This is a genomic window from Streptomyces sp. NBC_01717 (assembly GCF_036248255.1).
In the GTDB taxonomy this organism is placed as follows: domain Bacteria; phylum Actinomycetota; class Actinomycetes; order Streptomycetales; family Streptomycetaceae; genus Streptomyces.
The window spans coordinates 9,103,026-9,124,210 of the sequence record NZ_CP109178.1; the positions used below are offsets into that span (position 1 = coordinate 9,103,026).

General features: G+C 67.8%; 21 protein-coding genes and 1 pseudogene. 11 read left to right on the forward strand and 11 right to left on the reverse strand.

Going from position 1 to position 21,185, the window contains the following annotated elements:
- Window positions 1-69 precede the first annotated feature (69 nt).
- Window positions 70-372 (reverse strand): DUF6234 family protein, encoded by a 303-nt coding sequence (locus OHB49_RS41110; protein ID WP_329166098.1) that lies wholly within the window; start codon window positions 370-372, stop codon window positions 70-72.
- Between the two features lie 243 nt (window positions 373-615).
- Between OHB49_RS41110 and OHB49_RS41115 the strand changes: the two genes are divergently transcribed.
- The 4 genes from OHB49_RS41115 (at window position 616) to OHB49_RS41130 (ending at window position 5,662) form a co-directional block, all read left to right on the forward strand.
- The gene (locus tag OHB49_RS41115; protein ID WP_329166099.1) at window positions 616-939 is read left to right on the forward strand and encodes an acyl-CoA dehydrogenase family protein; all 324 of its coding nucleotides are present in this window, start codon (window positions 616-618) and stop codon (window positions 937-939) included.
- A gap of 39 nt (window positions 940-978) precedes the next feature.
- Complete coding sequence (locus tag OHB49_RS41120; RefSeq protein ID WP_329166800.1) at window positions 979-1,308, forward strand: acyl-CoA dehydrogenase family protein; 330 nt, start codon at window positions 979-981, stop codon at window positions 1,306-1,308.
- A gap of 81 nt (window positions 1,309-1,389) precedes the next feature.
- Entirely contained in the window at window positions 1,390-2,607 is a 1,218-nt protein-coding gene (locus tag OHB49_RS41125) for a CaiB/BaiF CoA transferase family protein (protein ID WP_329166100.1), read from the forward strand.
- 655 nt (window positions 2,608-3,262) lie between these two features.
- Window positions 3,263-5,662, forward strand: coding sequence for a SpoIIE family protein phosphatase (locus OHB49_RS41130; RefSeq protein ID WP_329166101.1), 2,400 nt, complete (start codon window positions 3,263-3,265; stop codon window positions 5,660-5,662).
- 192 nt (window positions 5,663-5,854) lie between these two features.
- Here the strand turns inward: OHB49_RS41130 and OHB49_RS41135 are convergent, their stop codons facing one another.
- Window positions 5,855-6,982: an NADH:flavin oxidoreductase gene (locus OHB49_RS41135; protein ID WP_329166102.1), complete on the reverse strand. Its 1,128-nt coding sequence runs from the start codon at window positions 6,980-6,982 to the stop codon at window positions 5,855-5,857.
- Between the two features lie 113 nt (window positions 6,983-7,095).
- On the opposite strand from OHB49_RS41135, the gene OHB49_RS41140 reads away from it, so the two are divergent.
- Both OHB49_RS41140 and OHB49_RS41145 read left to right on the forward strand, forming a co-directional pair.
- Window positions 7,096-7,530 carry a MarR family winged helix-turn-helix transcriptional regulator gene (locus tag OHB49_RS41140; RefSeq protein WP_030976219.1) on the forward strand — a complete coding sequence of 145 codons (435 nt, stop codon included), beginning with the start codon at window positions 7,096-7,098 and terminating at the stop codon, window positions 7,528-7,530.
- A gap of 143 nt (window positions 7,531-7,673) precedes the next feature.
- Complete coding sequence (locus OHB49_RS41145; RefSeq protein WP_329166103.1) at window positions 7,674-8,105, forward strand: ASCH domain-containing protein; 432 nt, start codon at window positions 7,674-7,676, stop codon at window positions 8,103-8,105.
- A 141-nt stretch (window positions 8,106-8,246) separates the two neighbouring features.
- On the opposite strand, the pseudogene OHB49_RS45980 reads toward OHB49_RS41145, so the two are convergent.
- Both OHB49_RS45980 and OHB49_RS41150 read right to left on the reverse strand, forming a co-directional pair.
- Window positions 8,247-8,345 (reverse strand): annotated as a pseudogene (locus tag OHB49_RS45980) (hypothetical protein); the annotation flags it as partial.
- Window positions 8,346-8,362: 17 nt separating this feature from the next.
- Window positions 8,363-8,809, reverse strand: a complete 447-nt coding sequence (locus OHB49_RS41150; protein ID WP_329166105.1) for a DUF6210 family protein — start codon at window positions 8,807-8,809, stop codon at window positions 8,363-8,365.
- A 332-nt stretch (window positions 8,810-9,141) separates the two neighbouring features.
- Between OHB49_RS41150 and OHB49_RS41155 the strand changes: the two genes are divergently transcribed.
- The 3 genes from OHB49_RS41155 to OHB49_RS41165 all read left to right on the forward strand — a co-directional run bounded on the left by OHB49_RS41155 (window position 9,142) and on the right by OHB49_RS41165 (window position 11,845).
- Window positions 9,142-9,807: an ArsR/SmtB family transcription factor gene (locus OHB49_RS41155; RefSeq protein ID WP_329166106.1), complete on the forward strand. Its 666-nt coding sequence runs from the start codon at window positions 9,142-9,144 to the stop codon at window positions 9,805-9,807.
- Window positions 9,808-9,881: 74 nt separating this feature from the next.
- Complete coding sequence (locus OHB49_RS41160) at window positions 9,882-11,138, forward strand: MFS transporter (RefSeq protein WP_443079623.1); 1,257 nt, start codon at window positions 9,882-9,884, stop codon at window positions 11,136-11,138.
- A 254-nt stretch (window positions 11,139-11,392) separates the two neighbouring features.
- Complete coding sequence (locus OHB49_RS41165) at window positions 11,393-11,845, forward strand: nuclear transport factor 2 family protein (RefSeq protein WP_329166108.1); 453 nt, start codon at window positions 11,393-11,395, stop codon at window positions 11,843-11,845.
- 95 nt (window positions 11,846-11,940) lie between these two features.
- Here OHB49_RS41165 and OHB49_RS45985 read toward each other — a convergent pair whose 3' ends face one another.
- A complete protein-coding gene (locus OHB49_RS45985; RefSeq protein ID WP_443079624.1) occupies window positions 11,941-12,225 on the reverse strand; it encodes a hypothetical protein in 285 nt (94 codons plus the stop codon).
- A gap of 55 nt (window positions 12,226-12,280) precedes the next feature.
- On the opposite strand from OHB49_RS45985, the gene OHB49_RS41175 reads away from it, so the two are divergent.
- On the forward strand, window positions 12,281-13,150 hold the full coding sequence (locus OHB49_RS41175; RefSeq protein ID WP_329166109.1) for an LLM class F420-dependent oxidoreductase: 870 nt from the start codon (window positions 12,281-12,283) through the stop codon (window positions 13,148-13,150).
- A gap of 114 nt (window positions 13,151-13,264) precedes the next feature.
- Here the strand turns inward: OHB49_RS41175 and OHB49_RS41180 are convergent, their stop codons facing one another.
- From OHB49_RS41180 to OHB49_RS41200, 5 genes are all read right to left on the reverse strand, one after another.
- Window positions 13,265-14,803 carry a phytoene desaturase family protein gene (locus OHB49_RS41180; RefSeq protein WP_329166111.1) on the reverse strand — a complete coding sequence of 513 codons (1,539 nt, stop codon included), beginning with the start codon at window positions 14,801-14,803 and terminating at the stop codon, window positions 13,265-13,267.
- Window positions 14,800-15,066, reverse strand: coding sequence for a hypothetical protein (locus OHB49_RS41185; RefSeq protein WP_329166112.1), 267 nt, complete (start codon window positions 15,064-15,066; stop codon window positions 14,800-14,802). Before OHB49_RS41185 ends, OHB49_RS41180 begins: the two co-directional genes overlap by 4 nt.
- A gap of 374 nt (window positions 15,067-15,440) precedes the next feature.
- Entirely contained in the window at window positions 15,441-16,958 is a 1,518-nt protein-coding gene (locus OHB49_RS41190) for a hypothetical protein (protein WP_329166114.1), read from the reverse strand.
- A 347-nt stretch (window positions 16,959-17,305) separates the two neighbouring features.
- Window positions 17,306-18,187 (reverse strand): alpha/beta fold hydrolase, encoded by an 882-nt coding sequence (locus OHB49_RS41195; RefSeq protein WP_329166115.1) that lies wholly within the window; start codon window positions 18,185-18,187, stop codon window positions 17,306-17,308.
- Between the two features lie 80 nt (window positions 18,188-18,267).
- The gene (locus OHB49_RS41200; protein ID WP_329166116.1) at window positions 18,268-18,804 is read right to left on the reverse strand and encodes a GNAT family N-acetyltransferase; all 537 of its coding nucleotides are present in this window, start codon (window positions 18,802-18,804) and stop codon (window positions 18,268-18,270) included.
- Between the two features lie 51 nt (window positions 18,805-18,855).
- Between OHB49_RS41200 and OHB49_RS41205 the strand changes: the two genes are divergently transcribed.
- Complete coding sequence (locus OHB49_RS41205) at window positions 18,856-19,434, forward strand: TetR/AcrR family transcriptional regulator (RefSeq protein ID WP_329166118.1); 579 nt, start codon at window positions 18,856-18,858, stop codon at window positions 19,432-19,434.
- 143 nt (window positions 19,435-19,577) lie between these two features.
- Here the strand turns inward: OHB49_RS41205 and OHB49_RS41210 are convergent, their stop codons facing one another.
- Window positions 19,578-20,972 carry a cellulose binding domain-containing protein gene (locus OHB49_RS41210; protein ID WP_329166120.1) on the reverse strand — a complete coding sequence of 465 codons (1,395 nt, stop codon included), beginning with the start codon at window positions 20,970-20,972 and terminating at the stop codon, window positions 19,578-19,580.
- Window positions 20,973-21,185: the final 213 nt, after the last annotated feature.

A 21,185-nucleotide genomic window follows, 5' to 3' on the forward strand; every position in this document is an offset into this window, starting at 1 on the left:
CGGTCAGCTCGCGCGACCTCTGCCGTGTCCGCACCCGTGAGAGGGCCATCGGTTGCGGGGGTCGGCTTGTCAGGATCCGCCGCATTCGCTGTTGTCGCCGCCGGACCGGCACAGCGCGCCCGGGTTGATGGAGGGGGAGGTCGGGGCGGGCTGTGGGTGCGTGTTGCGGTCTGCGTCGTTCATTCCGATGACGGCCATCAGGACCAGGGCCAGGCCGGCGAGGACTTGGGCATCGATGCTGATGATGGCGCGGGCCATGAACAAGGGGAGGGCGGAGACCAGGACGACCTGTGAGCTGGTTGAAGCAGTGTTCGACAGGAAATGCCGTCTGTCTGGGCGGACCGGTACTTCGAATGGGTGTGAGACGTCCAAGGCCCGCGGAGGGCATCAACCATGGCTGCTCACCCCCCGGTGACCATCACCCTCACCTGGTTTGGCGCCACGGTTGCCCGAACCGTGACGCCAAGCCGACGCGCAGGCACTACCGGACGAATTGGGTTACGGGGACCAATGTGAGACCAAATGTAGTGTTCTGCGCCCAATGGTCGTGCCGCTGGTCACGCCTAGCGTCGTTCTCACTGACGCAGTGGGATCCCCGGTCAGAGGGAGCGGGACATGAAGGCGACACATGGCACAGCAGTCGACCCGGGCCGGACCGTGCCACACGGCGCTTTGTCGAGCGGTAACGGAAAACCGTCCGGCGTGGAGCCGCGGGTACTGGGCGGACCGGAGCACTCCGACTACTACCTGCTGGACAACCTGCTCACCGACGAGCAGCGAGCCCTCCGCGAGCAGGTCCGCGAGTTCATGGACCGGGAGGTCATCCTGATCATCAATCCGTATTGGGAGCGGGCGGAGTTCCCCTTCGAGTGGTGCCCAAGCTGGCGCGGCTGGACATCGCGGGTTTCCAGATTTCCGGATACGGCTGCCCGGCGATGAGCAATGTGACGGCCGGCCTGGTGATTCTCGAGCCGGCTCATCCAGTACCGGCGGTCCCGGATGCTTGCGGACATCACCGACATGCTGTGCATGCAGTACCGGCTCAGCCAGCTCCTCGACGAGGGCGATTACTCGATGCCACGGGTCGTGCCGGCCAAGATGCACTACATCGAACGAGCCCGGGCCATCCTCGCCGACGCCCGCGACATGCTCGGCGGCAACGGGATCCTGCTCGACTACCACGTGGCCCGGCACCTGTGCGACATCGAGGCCATCGACACCTACGAGGGCACCGACACCGTGCAGGCGCTGATCGTCGGCCGCGACATCAACGGCTACAACGCCTTCGTGCCCGTGTCCGGCCACTGACCCGGCCTGTATCGCGCGGCGCCCCGTGGCAGCGGGGCAATTCCGGGCATCGCGCGACTTCACTGAGGAGAAGGAGCAGTCATGAGCAACACGCCCCTCCTGGAGGGACTGCACGTCGTCGATCTCGCGAGCTTCATAGCCGGGCCCGCCGCAGCCACCCTGCTCGGTGACTTCGGCGCCGACGTCGTCAAGGTGGAACCACCGCACGTGGGCGACGCATACCGTGCGCTCAGCCGTATCCCTCCCAACCCTCAGGTCGAAGGGGTCAACTACCCCTGGCAGCTGGACAACCGCAACAAGCGCAGCATTGCGCTCAACCTCAAGTCGCCCGCATCCGGTCCGGTGCTCGAGCGTCTGGTGCGGTGGGCCGATGTGTTGGTGACCAACTTCCCGCCGCGAACGCGGGCCGGTCTGGGCCTGGGGTACGACGCTCTGGCGTCCCTCAACCCCCGGCTGATCTGCGCCGATGTCACCGGCTTCGGCGAGGAAGGTCCGGATGCGCAGTTGCCTGGCTTCGGCGTGACGGCGTACTGGGCGCGCAGCGGCCTGATGGACCTCACACGCCAAAGGGACGTGCCGCCGGCCATGAACGCGTTCGGATCGGGTGATCACTCCACGGCGATCACTCTCTTCGCCGGGATCATGACCGCGCTGTACCGGCGGGAGAGGACCGGCCAGGGCGCGCGCGTCACGGCCTCACTGCTCGCCGAAGGCGCCTGGGCGGCGGGCATGTGGCTGCAGGCCGTACTGGTCGGGGCGAAGGCGCCCCGCCCCATCGACCGGTCCGACCCGCCCAACGCGCTGGGGAACATGTACCGCACGGCCGACGACCGCTGGATCGTCCTCGTCTTCGTCAACGAGGACAAGCAGGTCCCGCCCTTCCTCGAGGCCATCGGCCACCCCGAGGCAGCGAAGAACCCGCGCTACGCCGACACTCCGGGCCGCCGCGCCCACGCCGCTGAGATCGCCGCCCTGCTGGACAAGACATTTGCGGCCCGCTCGCTGGCCGAGTGGCGTGAGGTGCTCGACGCCGCGGGCCTCACGTATGGAGTCGTCCAGACGCTCGAAGAGTGCGCCCAGGATCCCCAGCTCCTCGCCAACCGGGTGTTCGTGCCGATCGACGACGGCAGCGACGAGGCGCACCTGACCATCGACAGTCCCGTCCGGCTGGACCAGGAACACAAGGTCCGTCCGGGCCCTGCCCCCGATCTGGGCGAACACACCGATTCCGTGCTCCGTGAGCTCGGCTTCGACGCTGCCGGAATCAAGGAGCTGCGCAAGGCCGAAGCCATCGACTGAGGCCACAGCTCAGCAGCACCATGGAGGAAGAGAAGCACCATGATGACCACGGCCACGGACCCGCCCGGCGTACGGACCGAGGAGAACGAAGGCATCTTCGTGATCACGATCGACCGGTCGAAGTCCCGCAACGCCGGCGACGGGGCCGCCGCCAGGGCGCCGGCCGCCGCCGTCGACCGCCTGGGGTCCCGCAACGAGCCATGTTGTAGGGCACGAGCCCGCACGGTCCGGCCCGGACACCAACCATGGCCCGGGGGCGAGGGACCGGGGTGGTTCGTCACCGGTGGCATCCGGGGGTTGAGCCGAGGCGACGGACCTACGCTTGCGCCGGGATGCTGCCCACCTCGCGGCCGGCCGGATCCACCCTGACGCCGCGCGCACGCAGTCGTACCTCAATCCTCGAGAGTGGTTCGTGACCTCTGATGACCGCCGACGGATTGGTCCATCGGCACCAATTCCACCTCGGAAGTTGTATTGCGCGCCCAGTGGCTTCCGCGCGCTCCACGCCTAGGCTCTGCTGACTGACGGAAACCGTCCGGCGTTCGGCCTGGGGGATCGACTGGCCTTTGGCCCGCTGTTCGAGAACCCCCGAGGGGCGATCGCGTTGACGAATATTCTCCGATACAGCCTCACAGAGGGGCCGAGCCCTCGAGAGGTGCCCGACGCTGCGATTGCGATGCTCGACGGCGACGGCACGGTGGTCGGTTGGACGAGGACCGCGCAGCGGCTTGTCGGTTACTCGGCCAGGGAGGTGGTGGGCCGGCCTGCCTGGTGCGTGATGCCGTTGTCCCGGAGCATGTGGCAGGTACAGGCTTTTGTCGAGGGCTGCCGGGCGCGGGGCGGGTGGTCGGGTACCACGGCGGTCCGTCATCGAGACGGGCACATGCTCCGTGTGGGTGTGCGGATCTCGCTGCTGTGGGGGCTGGACGGGAGTGTCCACTGGCTCGTCTCCGGCACCGACATCGCCGCTCTCTCCCCGGTGGCGATCAGCGGGTCGGTGCGCGAGTCACTTCTCGTGCGCACACCGATCGGCATCGTCGTGCGTGACCAGGAACTGCGCTGCACCTGGGTCAACGACGTCATGGAACGCCTGGACGGTGTCCCCCACGACTGGCGGCTCGGACGCCGCCTCACGGACTCGCTGCCGGGCTTCGAATCCGAAGCGCTCGAGGCGGTGATGCGGCAGGTTCTGAAGAGTGGCACGCCCACGGCCCACGAGTGCCGGACATGGCCACTGGAGGATCAGCCCCGCGAGCATGCCCTGGCGGCGTCGTTCTTCTGCCTCCACGACGGCCACGGCCGGCCGCTGGGGGTGTGCTCCGTGAGCGTGGATGTCACCGGCAGCAGGCGGGCGCACGAGCGTCTTGCCATCCTCAGCGAGGCCAGCACCCGGATAGGCAGCAGCCTGGACGTGATGCAGACCAGCCAGGAGATGGCCGACCTCGCCGTGCCCCTTCTGGCCGACTACGCCGTTGTCGACCTGGCGGATTTCGTCCCGCTCGGCGAAGCACCGGCGGCCCACATCCGCTCGACGGGGGAGTGCCGCCAGACCTTCCGCCGGGCAGGTGTGGCGTCGATCCACTCGGGAACACCGGAGTCTCCGTGGGCGCGCGGGGAATCGATCTTTGTGCCGCCGACCTCTCCCTGGATCCGTGTGCTGGCCTCCGGCAGCTCTCACCTGGAACCCGTCCTGGACACCTCTGCGGGTACCTGGGTCGGCCAGGACCCCGCGCGGGCGCGGTCGATCCGTGAGAACGGGATGCATTCCATGATGCTCGTGCCCATTCTTGCGCGCCATGCCGTGCTGGGCGTGGCCCTGTTCATCCGCACCGAGAACCCTGAGCCGTTCCAGGAGGACGACCTGCTCCTGGCGGAAGAGCTGGTCACCCGGGCCGCACTGTCGCTGGACAACGCCCGCCAGTACACGCGCGAGCACACCACGGCCCTCACTCTCCAGCGCAACCTGCTGCCCCAGCACCTGAGAGGCAGTACGACCGTCGAGGCCGCCTCGCGCTACCTGCCGGCCGATGCGGACAACGGCGTCGGAGGCGACTGGTTCGACGTGATTCCCCTCTCCGGCGCCCGGGTGGCGCTGGTCGTCGGAGACGTCGTCGGGCACGGCATCAACGCAGCGGCGACCATGGGAATTCTCAGAACGGCCGTACGCACTCTTGCGGACATGGACCTGTCCCCCGACGAACTGCTGTCCCACCTCGACGACACTGTCCGGCGCCAGGCCGAGGAAGACCCCGACGCCGCCGACGCGGCCATGGCCGCCGTCGGTGCCACCTGCGTCTACGCCGTCTACGACCCGGTCCACCAGCAGTGCACGATGGCACGAGCCGGACACCCCCCGCCCGCGATCGTCGACCCGCAAGGCAAGGTGACGTTCCCCGACCTGCCCACCGGAGCTCCGCTCGGCGTCGGATCGGTCCCCTTCGAGACAGTGACCGTGGAACTTCCCGACGGGGCCCTGCTCGCTCTCTACACCGACGGCCTGGTCGAGGCCCGCGAACGTGACATCGACATCGGAATTCGACAGCTGGGCTCCACTCTGGCGGACCAGCCCCATCGACCCCTGGAAGCCCTGTGCTCCGCAGTGATCGAGGCGCTGCCCACCCAGTCACCCTCTGACGATGTCACCCTGCTGGTGGCCCGGACCCGTTCTCCGAACCCCGTCCAGACCGTCTCATGGGATCTGCCCCGTGATCCCGCCGTCGTCGGCCGTGCCCGCGGCCTGGTGACCCGGCAACTGACCGGATGGGGACTGCAGGACCTGGCCATGGACACGGAGTTGATCGCCAGCGAACTCGTCACCAACGCGATCCGCCACGGCGTCGGACCCGTGTCCCTGCGTCTGATCAAACACCGGCTGCTGACCTGCGAAGTCTCCGATGTCGGCAAGTCCTTCCCACGCTTGCGTCACACCTGCAGCAGCGACGAAACCGGCCGAGGCATTCTCCTGGTCTCGCAGCTGTCGCGTAGGTGGGGCAGCCGCTTGACAACGGGCGGCAAGGTCGTCTGGGCCGAGCAGGATCTGCCTCGACAGGGCTGACCGTTGACGCCGGGCCACGCATCCATGAGTGCACAGGGCACCGGCTCGCCCGACCCCGCCGAGCGGGCTGATTCCGTGGCCGATCGTGCCGGTGAGCCCGACGGCAGGAGCGGGTGGTGGGACAGCTGACGGGCGCGGAACACCCCATTCGAGGAGGAATTTGGTTCCTCGGACGATCAACGCGGCGTTGTACTAGTTCAGTGTCCTCAGCGCTGCCGCGTCGTACGGCGTCAGCTCCTCGACCCGGCCCGCCAGGACCTTCGCCGCCCACTCCGGGTCCTGGAGCAGGGCGCGGCCGACGGCGACCAGGTCGAACTCGTCGCGCTCCATGCGGTCGAGCAGGTTGTCGATGCTGCCGACCGCGGCACCCTCGCCCGCGAACGCGCGGATGAAGTCGCCGTCGAGGCCGACCGAGCCGACGGTGATGGTGGGCCTGCCGGTGAGCTTCTTGGTCCAGCCCGCCAGGTTCAGGTCCGAGCCCTCGAACTCCGGGAGCCAGTAGCGGCGGGTGGAGGCGTGGAAGGCGTCGACACCGGCGGCGGCAAGCGGGGTCAGGATCGCGTCCAGCTCCTCCGGGGTCTGGGCGAGCCTCGCGTCGTAGGCTTCCTGCTTCCACTGCGAGTAGCGGAAGATCACAGGGAAGTCGGGCGAGACGGTCTCGCGGACCGCGGCCACGATCTCGGCCGCGAACTTCGTACGGGCCACGGGGTCGCCGCCGTAGGCATCGGTACGGCGGTTCGTCCCCGCCCACAGGAACTGGTCGAGGAGGTAGCCGTGGGCGCCGTGCAGTTCGACGCCGTCGAAGCCGATGCGCTCGGCGGCCGCGGCAGCCTCGACGAAAGCGCCGATGACGTCGTCCAGGTCGCGCCGGGTCATCGCCTTACCGGTGCCCTCGGTGCCATCGACGCGGATGCCGGAAGGGCCGACGGCGGGAGCGTCGGCGTAGGGCGCATCGCCCTGCTTGCGCACCATGCCGATGTGCCACAGCTGCGGGACGATCGTGCCGCCTGCCGCGTGGACGGCCTCGGCGACCTTCGCCCATCCCGCCAGCTGCTCCTCACCGTGGAACCGCGGCACACGGTCGCTCTGCCCGGCCGACTCGTGGCCGACGTAAGTCCCCTCGGTGACGATCAGGCCCACACCCGCGGCGGCGCGACGGGAGTAGTACGACCGCACGTCCTCACCCGGAACACCGCCGGGGGAGAACATGCGCGTCATCGGCGCCATCACGATGCGGTTCGGGACAGTCAGGCCGTTCAGCGCGACGGGCCGGGACAGGATCTCGGCCGCACGGGGGGTCGAAGTCGACGTGACGGTCACGGAGGTGCTCCTCGTGGTACTTGATAACTTTGATGGTTGACAACTTCAAGCAATGAGAAGACGGTAAATGTAGATATTTGAGATTGTCAAGTTTCCTGGGTAAAGTGACTCCCATGACAGGAACCGCCCGCGTCGATACGGCCCGGCTCATGGAGCTGCTCTCGGTGTGCCTCGGTGCCTATTACGGCGACTTCACGGTCGCGGCGGCGAGCGAGAACCTCACCGCGAGCCAGGGCAAGGCGTTGACCGTGCTGCGCCGCGGCCCAGCCGCGATGCGCGCCCTGGCCCACACCATGACCTGCGACGCCTCCAACATGACCGGGATCATCGACCGGCTGGAGAAGCGCGGCCTGGTGCGCCGCGAGGCCAGCCCCTCCGACCGGCGCATCAAGAACGTCGTCCTCACCGCTGAGGGCGAGCGCGTCGCCGACGCGATTCGCGCGAAGATGCGCACGACGCAGGAGGGCCTGGACGCGCTCAGCGACCAGGAGCGGGACTCCCTGCACACCCTGCTGGAACGAGTTTTCGTCTCCCAGCCCGCCGCCTGAACCGGGGATGATCAGCCGACCGGAGTTCTGAGTCTCCCGACTCGGAACACTGGGACTTGCCAAGAAGGTGCTCGCTCCGTGTGCCAGGGGCGAGCGGGGCGATGGCCATTGATCAGCGCGACCGTGCTTCGTACCATCTCCCGATGGGACATCACGACCTTCCGACTCTTGAACTCGCCTTTCCTGGCCCGGATCGTGACCGCGGCGTGGCGGCGATCCTGAGCGGTCAGAAGACCGCGCTCACGGGCCTCCTGGAGATGTACGAGCACGCCGGAGAGGCGGTACCCCAGACCGGTCAGCGATTCTCAGTGCTCGATTCCGAAGGCCGTTCGGCCGTCACGATCGAACTCGTCGACGTGCGTGTCGTCCCTGTCAAGGACATCGATGACGACTTCGCGCGGGCCGAGGGGCGCGGCTACTCCGACGTTGCACAGTGGCGGGCAGCTCACGAAGAGTTCTTCCAGAGCGATGGCGTGAGCGAGTTCCTGGGGCACAGGCCCGTCGTTGACGATGACACGCTCGTGGTTGCCGAACGCTTCCGGGTGGTCGAGCCCGACGGACCGGGTGGTCCGTGACTCTGCCTCGCAACGGACGGCGAGCTTGCCATGTCGCGTGGCCACGGCTGCCCACGTGATCATGCCCTTTGCATCGGCCCGCAGTTGCTCGAAGATCCGATTCCAGGTGCCGTCACGTTGCCGGCGCCGGAACGGGTCGTGGGCCCGGTCCCTTGGCCCATACCGCTCCGGGAGATCCCGCCACGGCGCACCGGTCCTGGTCGCCACCGTACGCCGTCGATCGGCTGCCGACGCGGCCATGTCGGCTGCCGCCCCGGTCAGTCCGAGTTCTCCCACACCAGCACGCCGGGCCCGTCGGGACTGAGGACAGGGATCCAGGCTTCAGCAGCCTCCGTAAACCGGGACTCGTCGAGGACCAGCGCCGTCGGATTCAGCTCGTCATGGCGGCCGGAGCCGTACACCGCGAAGGAGCTGACGGCAGCCCGCAGCCGGTCGAGCAGCTCCACCGACCACTCCTGGCCACGCATGCCCCACCCGCGCAGCTCGCCGACGAAGATCTCCTTCAATTCCTCGTCCAGGCCCGACCCGAAGAGCGGGACCAGGTAACCCTCCTGCTCGTACTGGGCGCAGGAGTAGCCACCACACTGATTCTGGTAGACGACACCCGTGGGCGCCGCCACGATGACGTACACCCAGCCCGAGCCGCAGCCGTCGGGGTCGAGGTAGATGTGGCGCTTCCCGTCGGCCTCGCAGAGGTGATCCATGGTCCCTTCAGCCCCCCGTACGTCGTCGTAGCCACTGCCCGCCACTGTGCTGGCGGTAAAGGCCGCCGCAGTGGCGGGGCGCAGATGGGTTCGGTTCCCGCGGTGCGCCGCTGAGGGCCACGGGGGTATCCAACCGGTCCGGCGCCTCGTGGGACCACCCGTTTTCACTGGGCGGCGCCGCCGTGTCCGCGTACTGGCACAGGCACCTCCGCAGGTCAGCGAGCCGCCATCTGGCAGATGCGCTTCGCGCCAAGACAGCAAACGGTTCTTCGCGAAGAGATCTTTGCGAAGAACCATTTGCGAAGAACTGTTTGCGGTCTAGAGTGCGCGGTATGACTGACTCGAGCGAGAGGCCTGATGGCACCAACGCCGAAGCGGACGCGGTTGTTCTGGATGCCAAGGGGCTGCGCGCCCTGGCGCACCCGGTGCGCGTGCAGTTGGTAGGGCTGCTGCGGAAGTACGGCCCGTCGACGGCTACCCGCCTCGCGGAGCGACTGGGCGTGAACTCCGGCACGGCCAGCTACCACCTCCGCCAACTCGGCGCGGCAGGGTTCGTCCAGGAGGACACGGAACGCGGCAACGCACGAGAGCGTTGGTGGCGTTCGGTGCACCAAAGGACGTGGTTCAACGACCCGAATCTGACCGACCGGGAACCCGAGGCCGCCCTGGCCTACCTGCAGTCGGTGGCCGCCACCTACACACTTCGCGTGCAGCAGACGCTCAACGAGCTTCAGACGATGCCCCGCCCGTGGCGGGACAACTTCGACATGAGCGACTGGGCTCTGCGGCTCACGCCCGAGGAGACCGCTGCCCTGAACCAGGAGTTCAGGGACGTCATCGCCCGATACCGACCGGAGACCCCAGAGGCGGCGGCAAGTGCCCCCGAGGGAGCTGAGCGGGTCGGCGTCATCATGCATGTTCTGCCCGAGCTGGATGCGCCCGCCGCATCGGCGGACCCTTCCAGTCCTCAGAAGGCGACAGGGGCGGTGACGTCGTGACGGCGGACGTCCCGGGCTCCGACGACATATCCAGTAAACGGTCCTTACGGCCGCTGGGCGGGGTGCTGGCGGCCATGGCCGTATCGCTGACCGGCACTCGGGTCTCGGCCGTTGCCTTGCCCTGGTTCGTGCTCGTCACGACCGGCAGCGCGGCCCAGACCGGACTGGTCGCCTTCTGCGAGATGACTCCCTACGTGGTGGTCAAGGCGTTCACTGGGCCACTCGTGGACCGGATCGGCCCACGGGCCATTTCCTGGACCACCGATCTGGCCAGCGCAACTGCGGCCGCTGCGGTTCCCGTCTTGCATGCCCTGAACCTGCTGTCCTTTCCGTTCCTGCTGATCCTGGTCGCGCTGATCGGCGCGGCACGCGGCCCCGGCGATCTCGCCAAGGAGGTCATGGTCCCGGAGGCGGCCGAGCGCGGCCGGGTGCCGTTGGAACGGGCCACGGGGCTGACCGGCGTGACGGAGCGGCTCGCTTCCACCATCGGCCCGGCGGCCGGCGGTTCCCTGGTGGCGCTGCTCGGCCCCCTGACGGGTCTTGTCGTCAACGCCGGTTGCTTCGCTCTCGGATCCGTGATCATCGGACTGGCGCTGCCTCGAGGCATGGGGCATGCCTCCCAGGAGATACCTTCGCAGGCCGGGACGGGACCGGGCTACTGGCGACGATTCGGCGAGGGCTTCTCCTTCCTACGCAGCCAGCCGTTGCTGCTCACTGTCATCGTCATGGTCGCGATCACCAACCTGCTGGACGCAGCTTTCGCCGCGGTGCTCATGCCTGTCTGGGCCCGAGAATCCGGCAACGGGCCGACCGCTATCGGCCTGACAGGCAGCGTGCTGGGAGCCGCGGCGGTCGGTGGGAGTCTGATCGCTGCGATGGCTGCGCACCGGCTGCGGCGCCGAGTGGTGTTCTTCACCGGATTCCTGTTGGCCGGGGCACCGAGATTCCTGATCCTCGCCTCCCACGCGCCGATGGGAGTGGTACTGGCCGTGTTCGCCGCCAGTGGATTCGGGGCGGGCTTCCTCAACCCTGTACTGGGGGCAATCCTCTTCGAACGGGTGCCCCGCCGGATGCTGGGCCGGGTCAGTGCCCTCGGTGACTCGCTGGCCTGGGCCGGTATCCCTCTCGGCGGTCTGATCGCTGGGGCGGCGGTGGCCTCCGTCGGACTTGTGCCAGTGCTCCTGGCCGGTGGGCTCTCCTACTTCCTCACCACGAACCTCACCGGGCTGCGGCCGGAGTGGCGCGAGATGGACCGCGTGGGTGGGGGAGGTGCCCCGAAGGGGCAACCTGAGGAAGACGCTCAGTCGACCAGCGCAAATCTCGGGACATAGATGCACTTCGTCAGGACAGCGCAGGCCCCGGCGCATTGGAGCCGTCGGTTCCTCATCGCGGTGGGCTCTGAATGGGGCCGAGTCACATTCCGGAGGGTCGTGTCGTCGTACTGCTGGGACGAACACACCACCCAGCGAATGGGAGACCCAGGAACGCTCGGCGGGACCGGATGCATCGCCGTTGTGGGGGTTTCCATCCCTTGGAGGCCCGGTGTCGTTCGTGCACCGAGTTCAAGGCGATAAGGAGGAATCCGATGAGTGACTTTCAGGGCATCGCGGATCGCGTCGAGATCGAGGCGCTGCGCGGTGAGTTCACCGACGCGGTGATGATGCGCGACTACGACCGTATCGCTTCGCTGTTCACACCGGACGGCACATGGCGGATGCCCAATATCCCCGTTGATCTCGAAGGACAGGAGCCGATCCGCGCCTGGGGCAGGCGGGTGCCGGATGTTGTGGACTTTCTTGTGCAGAACACGCACCCGGGCGTGATCCACCTTGACGGCGACACCGCGTCCGGCCGCGCGTATATGTCAGAGGTCGGGCGTGGCCGCGACGGCCGAGGAGGGATGAACTACGCCATCTACCATGACCGATACCAGCGCACCGGCAAGGGCTGGAAGTTCGCCAAGCGCGTCTATGAGGTCCGGTACGAAGACGCCTCGCCGCTGGCCGGCTCACCGCCCCGCCCGGCTGAGGATTCGTGACCAGCCCACCGCGAAAGCCTGGTCGATTGAGAACACCAGCCATCGGTGTTCTCAATCGACCAGGCACCCCAGCAGGGCAGAGAACCCGCTACCTGTCAGTCGCGCTTCGACGGACGCTCCGGCTGATCTTGCGTCGGTAGTGGCCTCATCCCGTTCTCGATCTCGGCGCCGTTCACCGGCGCGTCGAGAGATGCGCCGGAGAGCGGTACCGGCACAAAGCGACGGACCGCCGTCGTCATCTTCCGGCCAGGATGGCGATTCCGGCGCTGCAACTTCGGCAGCAGCGGTTCGATCACCGTCCACAACTTGTCGTCAACATCCCACGGCTTCGAGCGAGCCACCCAACACCCCCGGATCGCCAAAATCACGAAGCGATCCAACCACCACAGAGATCATTTCGTGAGGAGTTCATAAGGTGATGCCCGGAGGTGGAGAATGCGAGTGGGGTTGCACGCGCTCGGTATCGGCGACGGAGCCCGTCCCGAGGTGATCCGTGCGGTGGCCACAGCCGCGGAGACGCACGGCTTCGCGAGGCTCTGGTGCGGCGAGCACGTGGTGCTGGTGGATGCGCCCGCCTCGCGCTATCCCTACTCCGCGGACGGCCGGATCGCCGTGCCCGCGGACGCGGACTGGCTGGACCCGATGCTCGCCCTGACCTTCGCGGCGGCGGTCACCAGCCGGATCGAGCTCGCCTCCGGCGTACTTCTGCTGGCTGAGCACAACCCGCTCCTGGTCGCCAAACAGGCCGCCACACTCGACGTGCTCTCCGCCGGGCGATTCAGCCTCGGGGTCGGGGTCGGCTGGTCGGCCGAGGAATTCGCAGCGCTCGGAGTCCCCTTCGCCGGGCGTGGGCGGCGCACCGAGGAGTACCTCGCCGCGATGCGCGCCGTCTGGGCCGAGGACCCGGCCTCCTTCACAGGGGAGTTCACCCGCTTCGACGCGATCCGGGTCAATCCGAAGCCGCTGCGCGACGGTCGGCTACCCGTCGTGGTCGGCGGCAACAGCGACGCCGCTTTGCACCGCGCGGCAACGCTCGCCGACGGCTGGTACGGCTTCGACGTCCCGGCGGCCGACGTCCCGGCGCGCGTCGCCGTTCTCGCCGATGAGTGCGCGCGCCACGGTCGCGCTTTTGACGAGCTCACGGTCGCCGTCGCGCTGAGCGACGGCATCCCGGAGCACCTCCCCGCACTCGGTGCGGCGGGCGTCACCGAACTCGTCGTCGTCGGCGAACCCCCGCACGCTCCCGACGCGGCAGCCACCTGGGTCGCGGAACTCGCCCGGACCTGGATCCGCCCGGAGGAATAACCAGCGCCGGCCGGACAGCGGATGTCGTGGGGTGGGCCGAGCTCCTGGGCCGGCCGGTCGCCTCAAGGTTCGGGTCAAGCGGCGGCACAACCAGGCTGTCCCAGCCTCATTCTGTCAGGAATTCCAAGGAGCCCTCCGGTCCTCCGGCGCCATGCATGTAGGTCGGGGGCCGGCTGTCCACCGGCATCGCGCTGAACGTGATGCCCAACCGCGCAGACGAACATCTTTGAGTACCTGGCGGGCCGTGAGCCGACCCGATGTGGCGTTGTTGCCCGCGCCGGGCCATGTCGCCGCACCGGTCAGGTACAGGCCGGGGACCGCCGTGCGGTAGCCGCTGTGTCCAGACATCGGCCGAAAGAAGAAGTTCTGGGAAAGGTGGTGGCTGCCGGCGACACTGTCACCGCCGACAAGGTTCGGATTGGCCGATTCAAGGTCCTGGGGGGTGTATGCGGTGGTGCCGACAATCCGTGACCGAGTGCCAGGTGCGTAGTGCTCCAACTTGGTCAACACCCGGTCGGTCATGAGCAGCGGCTCCACGGGCAGGAGCCCCGCCTGCGACTCGGTATAGGTACGTGCCAGATCATCGACGTACGGTGCCACGTGCACGTAACCGAAGCTGGCAAGCTCGCTTCCCGCCGCCCAAGGCAATGGTCCGTCAAGTGCAAGGTGCAACATCATGGTGCCGGGGCCGTACAGGTATCCGCGTGATTTTCGGCGCACCTGCGCAGGCACTTGATCGGATTCCAGTAGTTGCTGATACAGGGCGGGGGGCCCGACGTTCGCAATCACGGCGCGACGCGCTGTCAGCGTGCTGCCGTCGGCGCAGCGCACACCGACAGCCCGGCCATTTGAGCACAGGACGCGGTCCACCTCCGCGTCGGTGTGGACCTCGCCGCCGTGCTCCGCCAGTACCGCAGCAAGCGCTTGGGGCAGTCGCTGCGCGCCCCCTTCGACGACGGACATGCCATTTTCCATGTCGGCGAACATTTCCAGGAGCGGGAACATCGCGCCGCCGGCCACGTCCGGGCCGAAGTCCAGGTGCATGCCCCAGCAGGCCGCCATGGCCCGCGCCTCCCGGGTGGTGAACCAGGTCCTGCCCATCTCCCTGGTGCTCATCAACAGCGTATGCGTGAGTTCTCTCGCACCACCCAGGCCATGGTGACGCAGCAGGTTCAGGACCTGCCGAACTGCCGCGCTCGACGGCACGGCACTCCCGTAAAGGCCGAACAGGTGCGGCGCGAATTGCTTGTACTGCCGATAGAGGCCGGCGAAACCTTCGGCATCCCCGGAGTTGTGTTTCGCCAACTGCCCGATGGTGCGCTCGTAGTCGGAATAGACACGCACACTCAACCCGTCCGGGAAGGCGTTGGCATAGGGGTGGTCGGTGGTGTGGAACCTCAGTCCATGGCGTGACAGGTCGGAACCGAAATCGGCGTACGTCCGGGATCCGAGGAAGAGGTTTTGGTTGGTGGAGTACAGGTCGTGGATGAACCCCGGCAATGTGACCTCACCGCTCGCGATGGCACCACCCACCGTGGCGTTACGCTCCAGCACCGCCACCGACCACCCGGCCCGAGCCAGGTACAACGCCGCCACGAGCCCGTTATGGCCGCCGCCGATCACGACCGCATCGTATGAACCTGCTGCAGTCATCTCTTGGGTCTCCTGCCGCTCGGCCCCGCGCTGAGGAGGACACCGAACCGGCCAGTGCCCGCATCCGCGACACGAACACCGTCAGCCGCGGTCGAGACGCTGTGACGCAGAAATGCCGCCCGCTCCCTGAAGGGATGGGGCATCTCGGCACCGACGTCCGAGGCCGCCCGAGCGCTGGAAATAGCGAGGATCTCCACATCGGTCCAGCCCATCTCTGCGGACGCCTTGGCGACCAGGATCTTTGCCTCTTCCCTGGAGCTCATAGGCATGTCTCCCGATCGGTTGCGTTGTTACTTCCGACTCCGGAATATCCCTTTTCCCATGCTCCTCCCGTCCCGACGGTACGCAACACCCGAGGATCGGCTGATGCTGCTGACCCGGGTCGGAGTGCTCACCTTCGGTCGCCCGCGCTGAAACGGCGGCGACGCCAATGCTTCTGCCCGTGTTCGGGAGAGCGGCGCAGACCCGTTCCGCACGGCGTTGCGCGAGGGAGCGCGTGAACACGACGCCGGGGTGGGCGGGACGCTGCTTTCAAAAGGGAACGGCGCAAAACCGAGCTACTAATTCCGGGATGAAGCCCCGAGGGAAAACGGCCTCTGAGCACCGGAAAGCGTTGAAGGCCGGGATCAACGGGCGGTCACACGGCGACGCCGGCGTCCTCGCGCGGTCCCGCCGGAGCGGCTTCGGGGGCCCGGCCGGCCAGCGGCACCGTGGGGTGGGTGTCCGGCTCACCGGCGGGGCCGTCCGCCGCGCGGCGACGCGCCACGGAGGCGATCGCGATGAGTGCGAGTGCGACGGTCCCGGAGAGCGCAGGCCAGTACACGTAACGGTAGTTGGACTCGGGTGCCGTGGGCAGGTAGGCGAGGATGTACAGGAGGGAGCTGGCCCCGAGGAGCCGGAGTTCCCGGGTGTAAGGGCCGGTCCACCGGCGACGCAACACAAGTACCAGCGAAACGGCCAGCCAGAACCAGCCCTGGAAAAGCATCGGCAGGTCGCGGGCGAAACCGGTCACATAGTTCTGCAGAGCGGACCTCAGTGTGTCGTTCAGCGGCTCCTTCTGCACCACAGGGTGCAGTCGGGCGCCGGCATTGACATGGGTGCCGTTCCAGAAGACCTGGTTGCTCTGGAAGAGCAGCTTGGTGAAGACCCGGACCCGGTACTCGGCGTAGCCTTTCCAATGCTGCGGCATCTGCTGCGTCCACATCCGGACGACAACGTCGGCGTGCTGATTCAGATGCGTCACGTCGAATGGCCGGCGGTGCGGGTAGCACTGCAGGTACGCATCGGAGGTGAGGTGCCGCTTCTGGCAGTTGACGGCGGTGGTGACCAGGCGGTCACGAAAGTCCGCGCTCGCGCCGGCCTGCTCGGCGGCGGTGCGCACCTGGGCCGGGGTGAGCACGTGGACGAGATCGTCCACCGGGATCACCGCGTACACGCTGGTGGCCAACGGGGCAGTGGCCGCGGACACACCGGCGCTGCCGGCGATCACGACCGCGACGAAGACACCGGTGGCGGCCAGCCAGCGGCGTCGGCCCGGGGTGGGCCACGCGGCGAGGACCAGCAGGGCGAAGACCGGGATCACAGCGGGGATACCGTTCTTCCGTACGAGGGCGGCGTACGCGAGGAACAGCACACCCAGCACCAGCAGGGCCCAGCGGGTCTTGGCCCGGCCCTGTGGCAGCTCACGCACGGTGAGCGCGATCGCGAAGACTGCGAGGAGCGCGTACGCCATGTGCACGTCCTTCCACACCACTCCCGTGAAGTTCATGATGTGCGGCGCGAAGCCGACGGCCAGCACCGCAAGGGAGAGCCCACGGCTGCCGGTCTTCTTCCACACCAGGTGGGCGAGGACCCACAGCGTCCCCCAAAGCAAGGCGGCCTGCAGGGCGGCCATGGTCGAGAAGTCCCCCGTGATCTGGATGACGATCCGCCACGCGAGCGCCAACACCGGCGGATGCCAGTCGTTCACCGGCTCATCCCCCAGCGCCTGCCACAGCTGGGTGTTGCTGTCCGCGCTGAGGTATCCGGGGTGAAAGACGGTGGCCACGGCGTATCCGCAGGCCGCCGCGATGGCCGCCAGGCACCACGGCCACAGCGTGCCGGCCCTCCATGCACTGCGCAGCGTGGTGGTCCACCGGTCGACGTTTCCGGACATGTGGGCGGGGTCCTCCCAGCCGATGATGACGGGTCGCGTTGTCGCTCAACTGCCAGCTGAGAGCAAACAGTTCGCGGGCAGCATGGCGGGAATCTATGCGTACCGGGCGCTAAAGGACAAACCGGAATGATTATTCACCTGCGCGGCGACCTCGCCGTGCGGCATCGCGAGATCGTCGGCGGAGGCGGAAATCGTGATCACTCACACTTGGCTAGGGCAACCCCCACCTGCTCGTCCCCCGGCTCACCCGGGCCCGCGGCGCTGCCGACTGATCGGTGCGATTCGTGCAGCCGACGACGCCGACATCACCGCGCGGCTACGCCGACTCGACCTACGAGCGGGACTGCTCAGCGCGTATGGGCGTCCAAGGCGTCGATGATCTCGCGCCAGAGTTCGCGGGGACGGTCGTGCCCCATGTCGGGGAGCAGCAGGAGCTTCGCTCCGGGCACCAGGTCGGCGGTGCGCTTCCCACCGCTGGGGTCGATCAGCGTGTCATCCAGACCATGAATCACCAAGGTCGGCACTCGAAGCTTGCGGAGTGCATCAGCGCGTGAGCCACCGAGGATCATTGCTCCGAGTTGCCGCCCGGCTCCGGCTGGGTGGTAGGCGCGGTCGTAGCTTTCGGCAGCCAGCTCACGAAGGAGTGCGGGGTTGGCGTAACGCTTGGAGGCCCACATCAGTTCTCTTTCCGCCGCTGCGATATACCCCTCGCGATCAGGCGGCTTCGGGCTGAAGAGCACTGCTTGGGCCTCGGCGCCGGGCTGGCCGTAGTCGGGCTCGCCGGTCGAGGACATCATCGACGTCAGGGTCAGCACGCGCGCCGGCTGGTTGATGGCCATCGTCTGGGCGATCATGCCGCCCATCGAGGATCCGACCAGGTGAGCTCGTTCGATTCCGAGCGTGGTGAGCAAGCCAAGGCCGTCGTCCGCCATGTCCTGCAGTGTGTAGGGCGCCATCGCGAGGGCGGACGAGATGTCTCCCGAGCTCACAGCGCTGATGAACCGGCCCATGTCGACGGGGTAGTCGTCGAACTTGGTGGACAGCCCGCAGTCGCGGTTGTCGTACCGGACCACGTAGCGTCCACGCTCTGCGAGTGCACGACAGAAGTCCTCGTGCCAGGCGATCATCTGCGCACTGAAACCCATCACGAGCAGGACGGCCGGATCAGAGGAATCACCGAAAGTCTCGTACGCGATGGACACTCCGGGCGAGGCTTCAACGATCGGCATGGTGGGAGTGTCCCAGCATCGCCCGTCTGCGCGCACCCGGGTATCAGCGCCCAGCCGAGCAGGTGCGGAAGCCCGTCGACTCAGAGCGGTCGGGGCGGCCACGGTGCCGGCCCCCGGTGGTTCCGCTGGAGACGGCGCTGCCAGGTCTGGCCGACGAGGTCGTGCCCGAAGCTGTGATGCGGCTCTTCGGTGACGAGCTCGAAGCCCTGCTTCTGGTAGATGCGCCGGGCCGAGCCGAGCACATCGTTGGTCCACAGGGTGATCGACTCGTACCCGGCCTCCCGTGCGAATCGCAGGCACTCCTCGACCAGGCGGGCACCCAGGCCCAGCCCGCGCGCCGCGGGATCGACGAGCAGCAGGCGCAGCTTCGCGGTCCGGTCGTCGCCTCGTACGCAGAAGACGCAGCCGGCCCGCGCTCCGTCGACCTCGGCGATCCATGCCGCCTGTGGTCCGGGGTCCTTCTGCTCGGCGTAATCAGCGACGATGCGGGCGACGAGCGCCTCGAAGCTGGTGTCCCAGCCGAACTCGTGGTCGTAGAGCGCGCCGTGCGCCATCACCACCCAGCCCAGGTCCCCGGGCCGGTCCAGCGGCCGAATGACCACCTGACGCTTCTCCATGATGTCCTCACTCCCGCATCACTGAAACGACTGTTTCAGTAGGCTAGCCCGGTGACCCGATCCGGAACAAACCCCTCCCCGCGGCGGCAGGAGCTCCTGGAAGCCGCATACGCCTACGCCCTGCGCAGCGGCCTCACCGAACTGTCGCTGCGCCCGCTCGCCGAGGAGATCCAGTCCAGCCCGCGCGTGCTGATCTACCTGTTCGGCAGCAAGGACGGCCTGATCCGCGCCCTGCTCGCGCGGGCCAGAGCCGACGAGCTGGCCGTCATCAGGGAGATCGCCGGCTCGCAGGATGGGCCCGAGGGGCTGCAATCGGTCGCCCGTGAACTGTGGCGGTGGCTCTCCGCCGCCGCCCACCGCGGCCTGCTGACACTGTGGGTCGAAAGCTACGCCCGCTCCCTCATCGACCCGGACGGGCCGTGGGCCGGCTTCGCCCGCGAAACGGTCGGCGACTGGCTGGCGCTGCTCGCCTCCGGGCAGCCCGCCGAATTCCGCGATACCGAGGCCGGCCTCGCGCAGCGCACCCTCGTCCTCGCAGCCCTACGGGGAGCGCTGCTGGACCTGCTCGCCACTGGCGATACCGCGCGTACCACCGCGGCGGTGCACCTTCAGTTGGCTCAGTCGGGGTGACGCGGGCCGGCATTCAGCAGACCTTCGGCCCCGGGGAGGATCGCAGTGGGAGTCCCGCGGCGGGCCTTGCGCTCGCGGGCCGGGCCGGCGCCCGGATGGCACAGGACTTCGGAGTGACCCGACAGTCGCGCAATGCCACAGGTTCAGTGCTTGGGGACGGTGTTGACGTAGTGGGTGCCGCTGTCGTAGAGGTCGTCTACAGCCTTGTGCACTTCCGCCAGGGACTGGGCCTTGTCGGCGTTGTAGTAGAACCAGTTGACCCGCATGTCCCAGGCGCGCGGACCCGTGAAGGGGAGGTCCACGAACCAGGTGTTGAAGTTGATGGACATGTTCTGGCGTGGGAAGTATTTGCCGCCGCTGCTGAACAGCTTGTGGCCGTCCACCGAGTAGGTGGCCACACCGTGCACGGCCGTGATCACCATCGTGTGCCAGCCCTGAAGGCTGGAGACCAGTTTGTGTGTGACCCGGTCCCCGGTGTCGGCGCTGTACCAGCTCGTGGTGTCGAGTTTGGGACCTGGCGCACCCCAGCCCCCGTTCGGCATGTACTCGTTGTCGAGTTCGCTGTAGCGAGAGTTGTTGGGCGAGATCGTGTAGAAGGACTCGTTGACGTGGTCGCCGTTGCGACCACTCGTGGGCTTGTCGTTGAAGTAGATCCGGGCGGCATAGGTCCCCGTCAGGAAGTTCGTGCCGCTGCTCTGCACCTCGGCCTGCTTGGTGCTCGCCCTCGTCCCGTCGGTGCTGGCCCGCAGTTGCAGGACCTGGCCGCCCGCAGCGGTTTTCTCGGCCGGGAAACTGACGCCGGCGGCCGACCATGTGTCGTGGATCCCCGGACCGCCCGGGCTGGTGCGGACCAGCCAGCCGTGCGCGTGGAGCGCGGGATCGTCGGGGCCGCTGTAGTGGAAGTCGTCGAACACGATCCCGCGCGGGTGGGCAGGCTTCGAGCGGGGGACCGACGAGCCCCGCGCGGACGCAGCAGCGTGGCCCGCGGAGCCGGTAGGGCCGGTGGATCCGGCAGGGCCGGTGGGCTCGTCCCCCCAGATATGCGCACCGCGCAGGTATGCGGTCACCTTCCTCGACTCCTGAAAGGTGGTGTCAGCGGCATTGAACGAACGGTCGTCCAGCTGATCCAGCTTCCTGCCGTCGGGGCGGTACAGCTGCAGTCCGATGGCTCCGCTCTTGGCGCCGGGTGCCAGGCTACCGGCGCCCGTCGTGAAGCTGATCTGGAGGTAGCGGTCGGCGGTGGTGGTGGGATCGGCCAGCGCGACGGTCTCCCCGGCGATGTTCGAGCAGCCGACAGTGGCCTTGACGCAGTTGAAGGCGTACGAGGAAGTCCCGTCTCCGGTGAAGTAGTAGCGAATCGCCACGTCTGACAGGCGCACCCTCTTCTTGGAGGTGTTGACAACTTCCAGCCATGGTTGGGCCACCGCGGCTGTGGCAGGGCTCCCGGCCTTGTACCGGACGGTGAGCTGCGGGGGCGCTTGATGCGCGGCACGCCACTCGGGATAGAGCGCGAGGCCACCGGCGGTCACGGCGATCACCAGGAGCAACGTCTTGAACACGGTCCACGCACGGCGTCGAGGCCCGCGGTCATCAGGACGGACAGGGCGGACGGTAGGGCGGGCAGTGCCCACAGAAGCTCCCAGTGCAGGTGGAGGGGCGGTACCGGGACCGGCGTGGGTAACGGTGGCGGACGCCGACGCCGACGCCGTCCTCCCTGAGCGCACCCCACAGAACGCTCAGGAAGGGTGGCG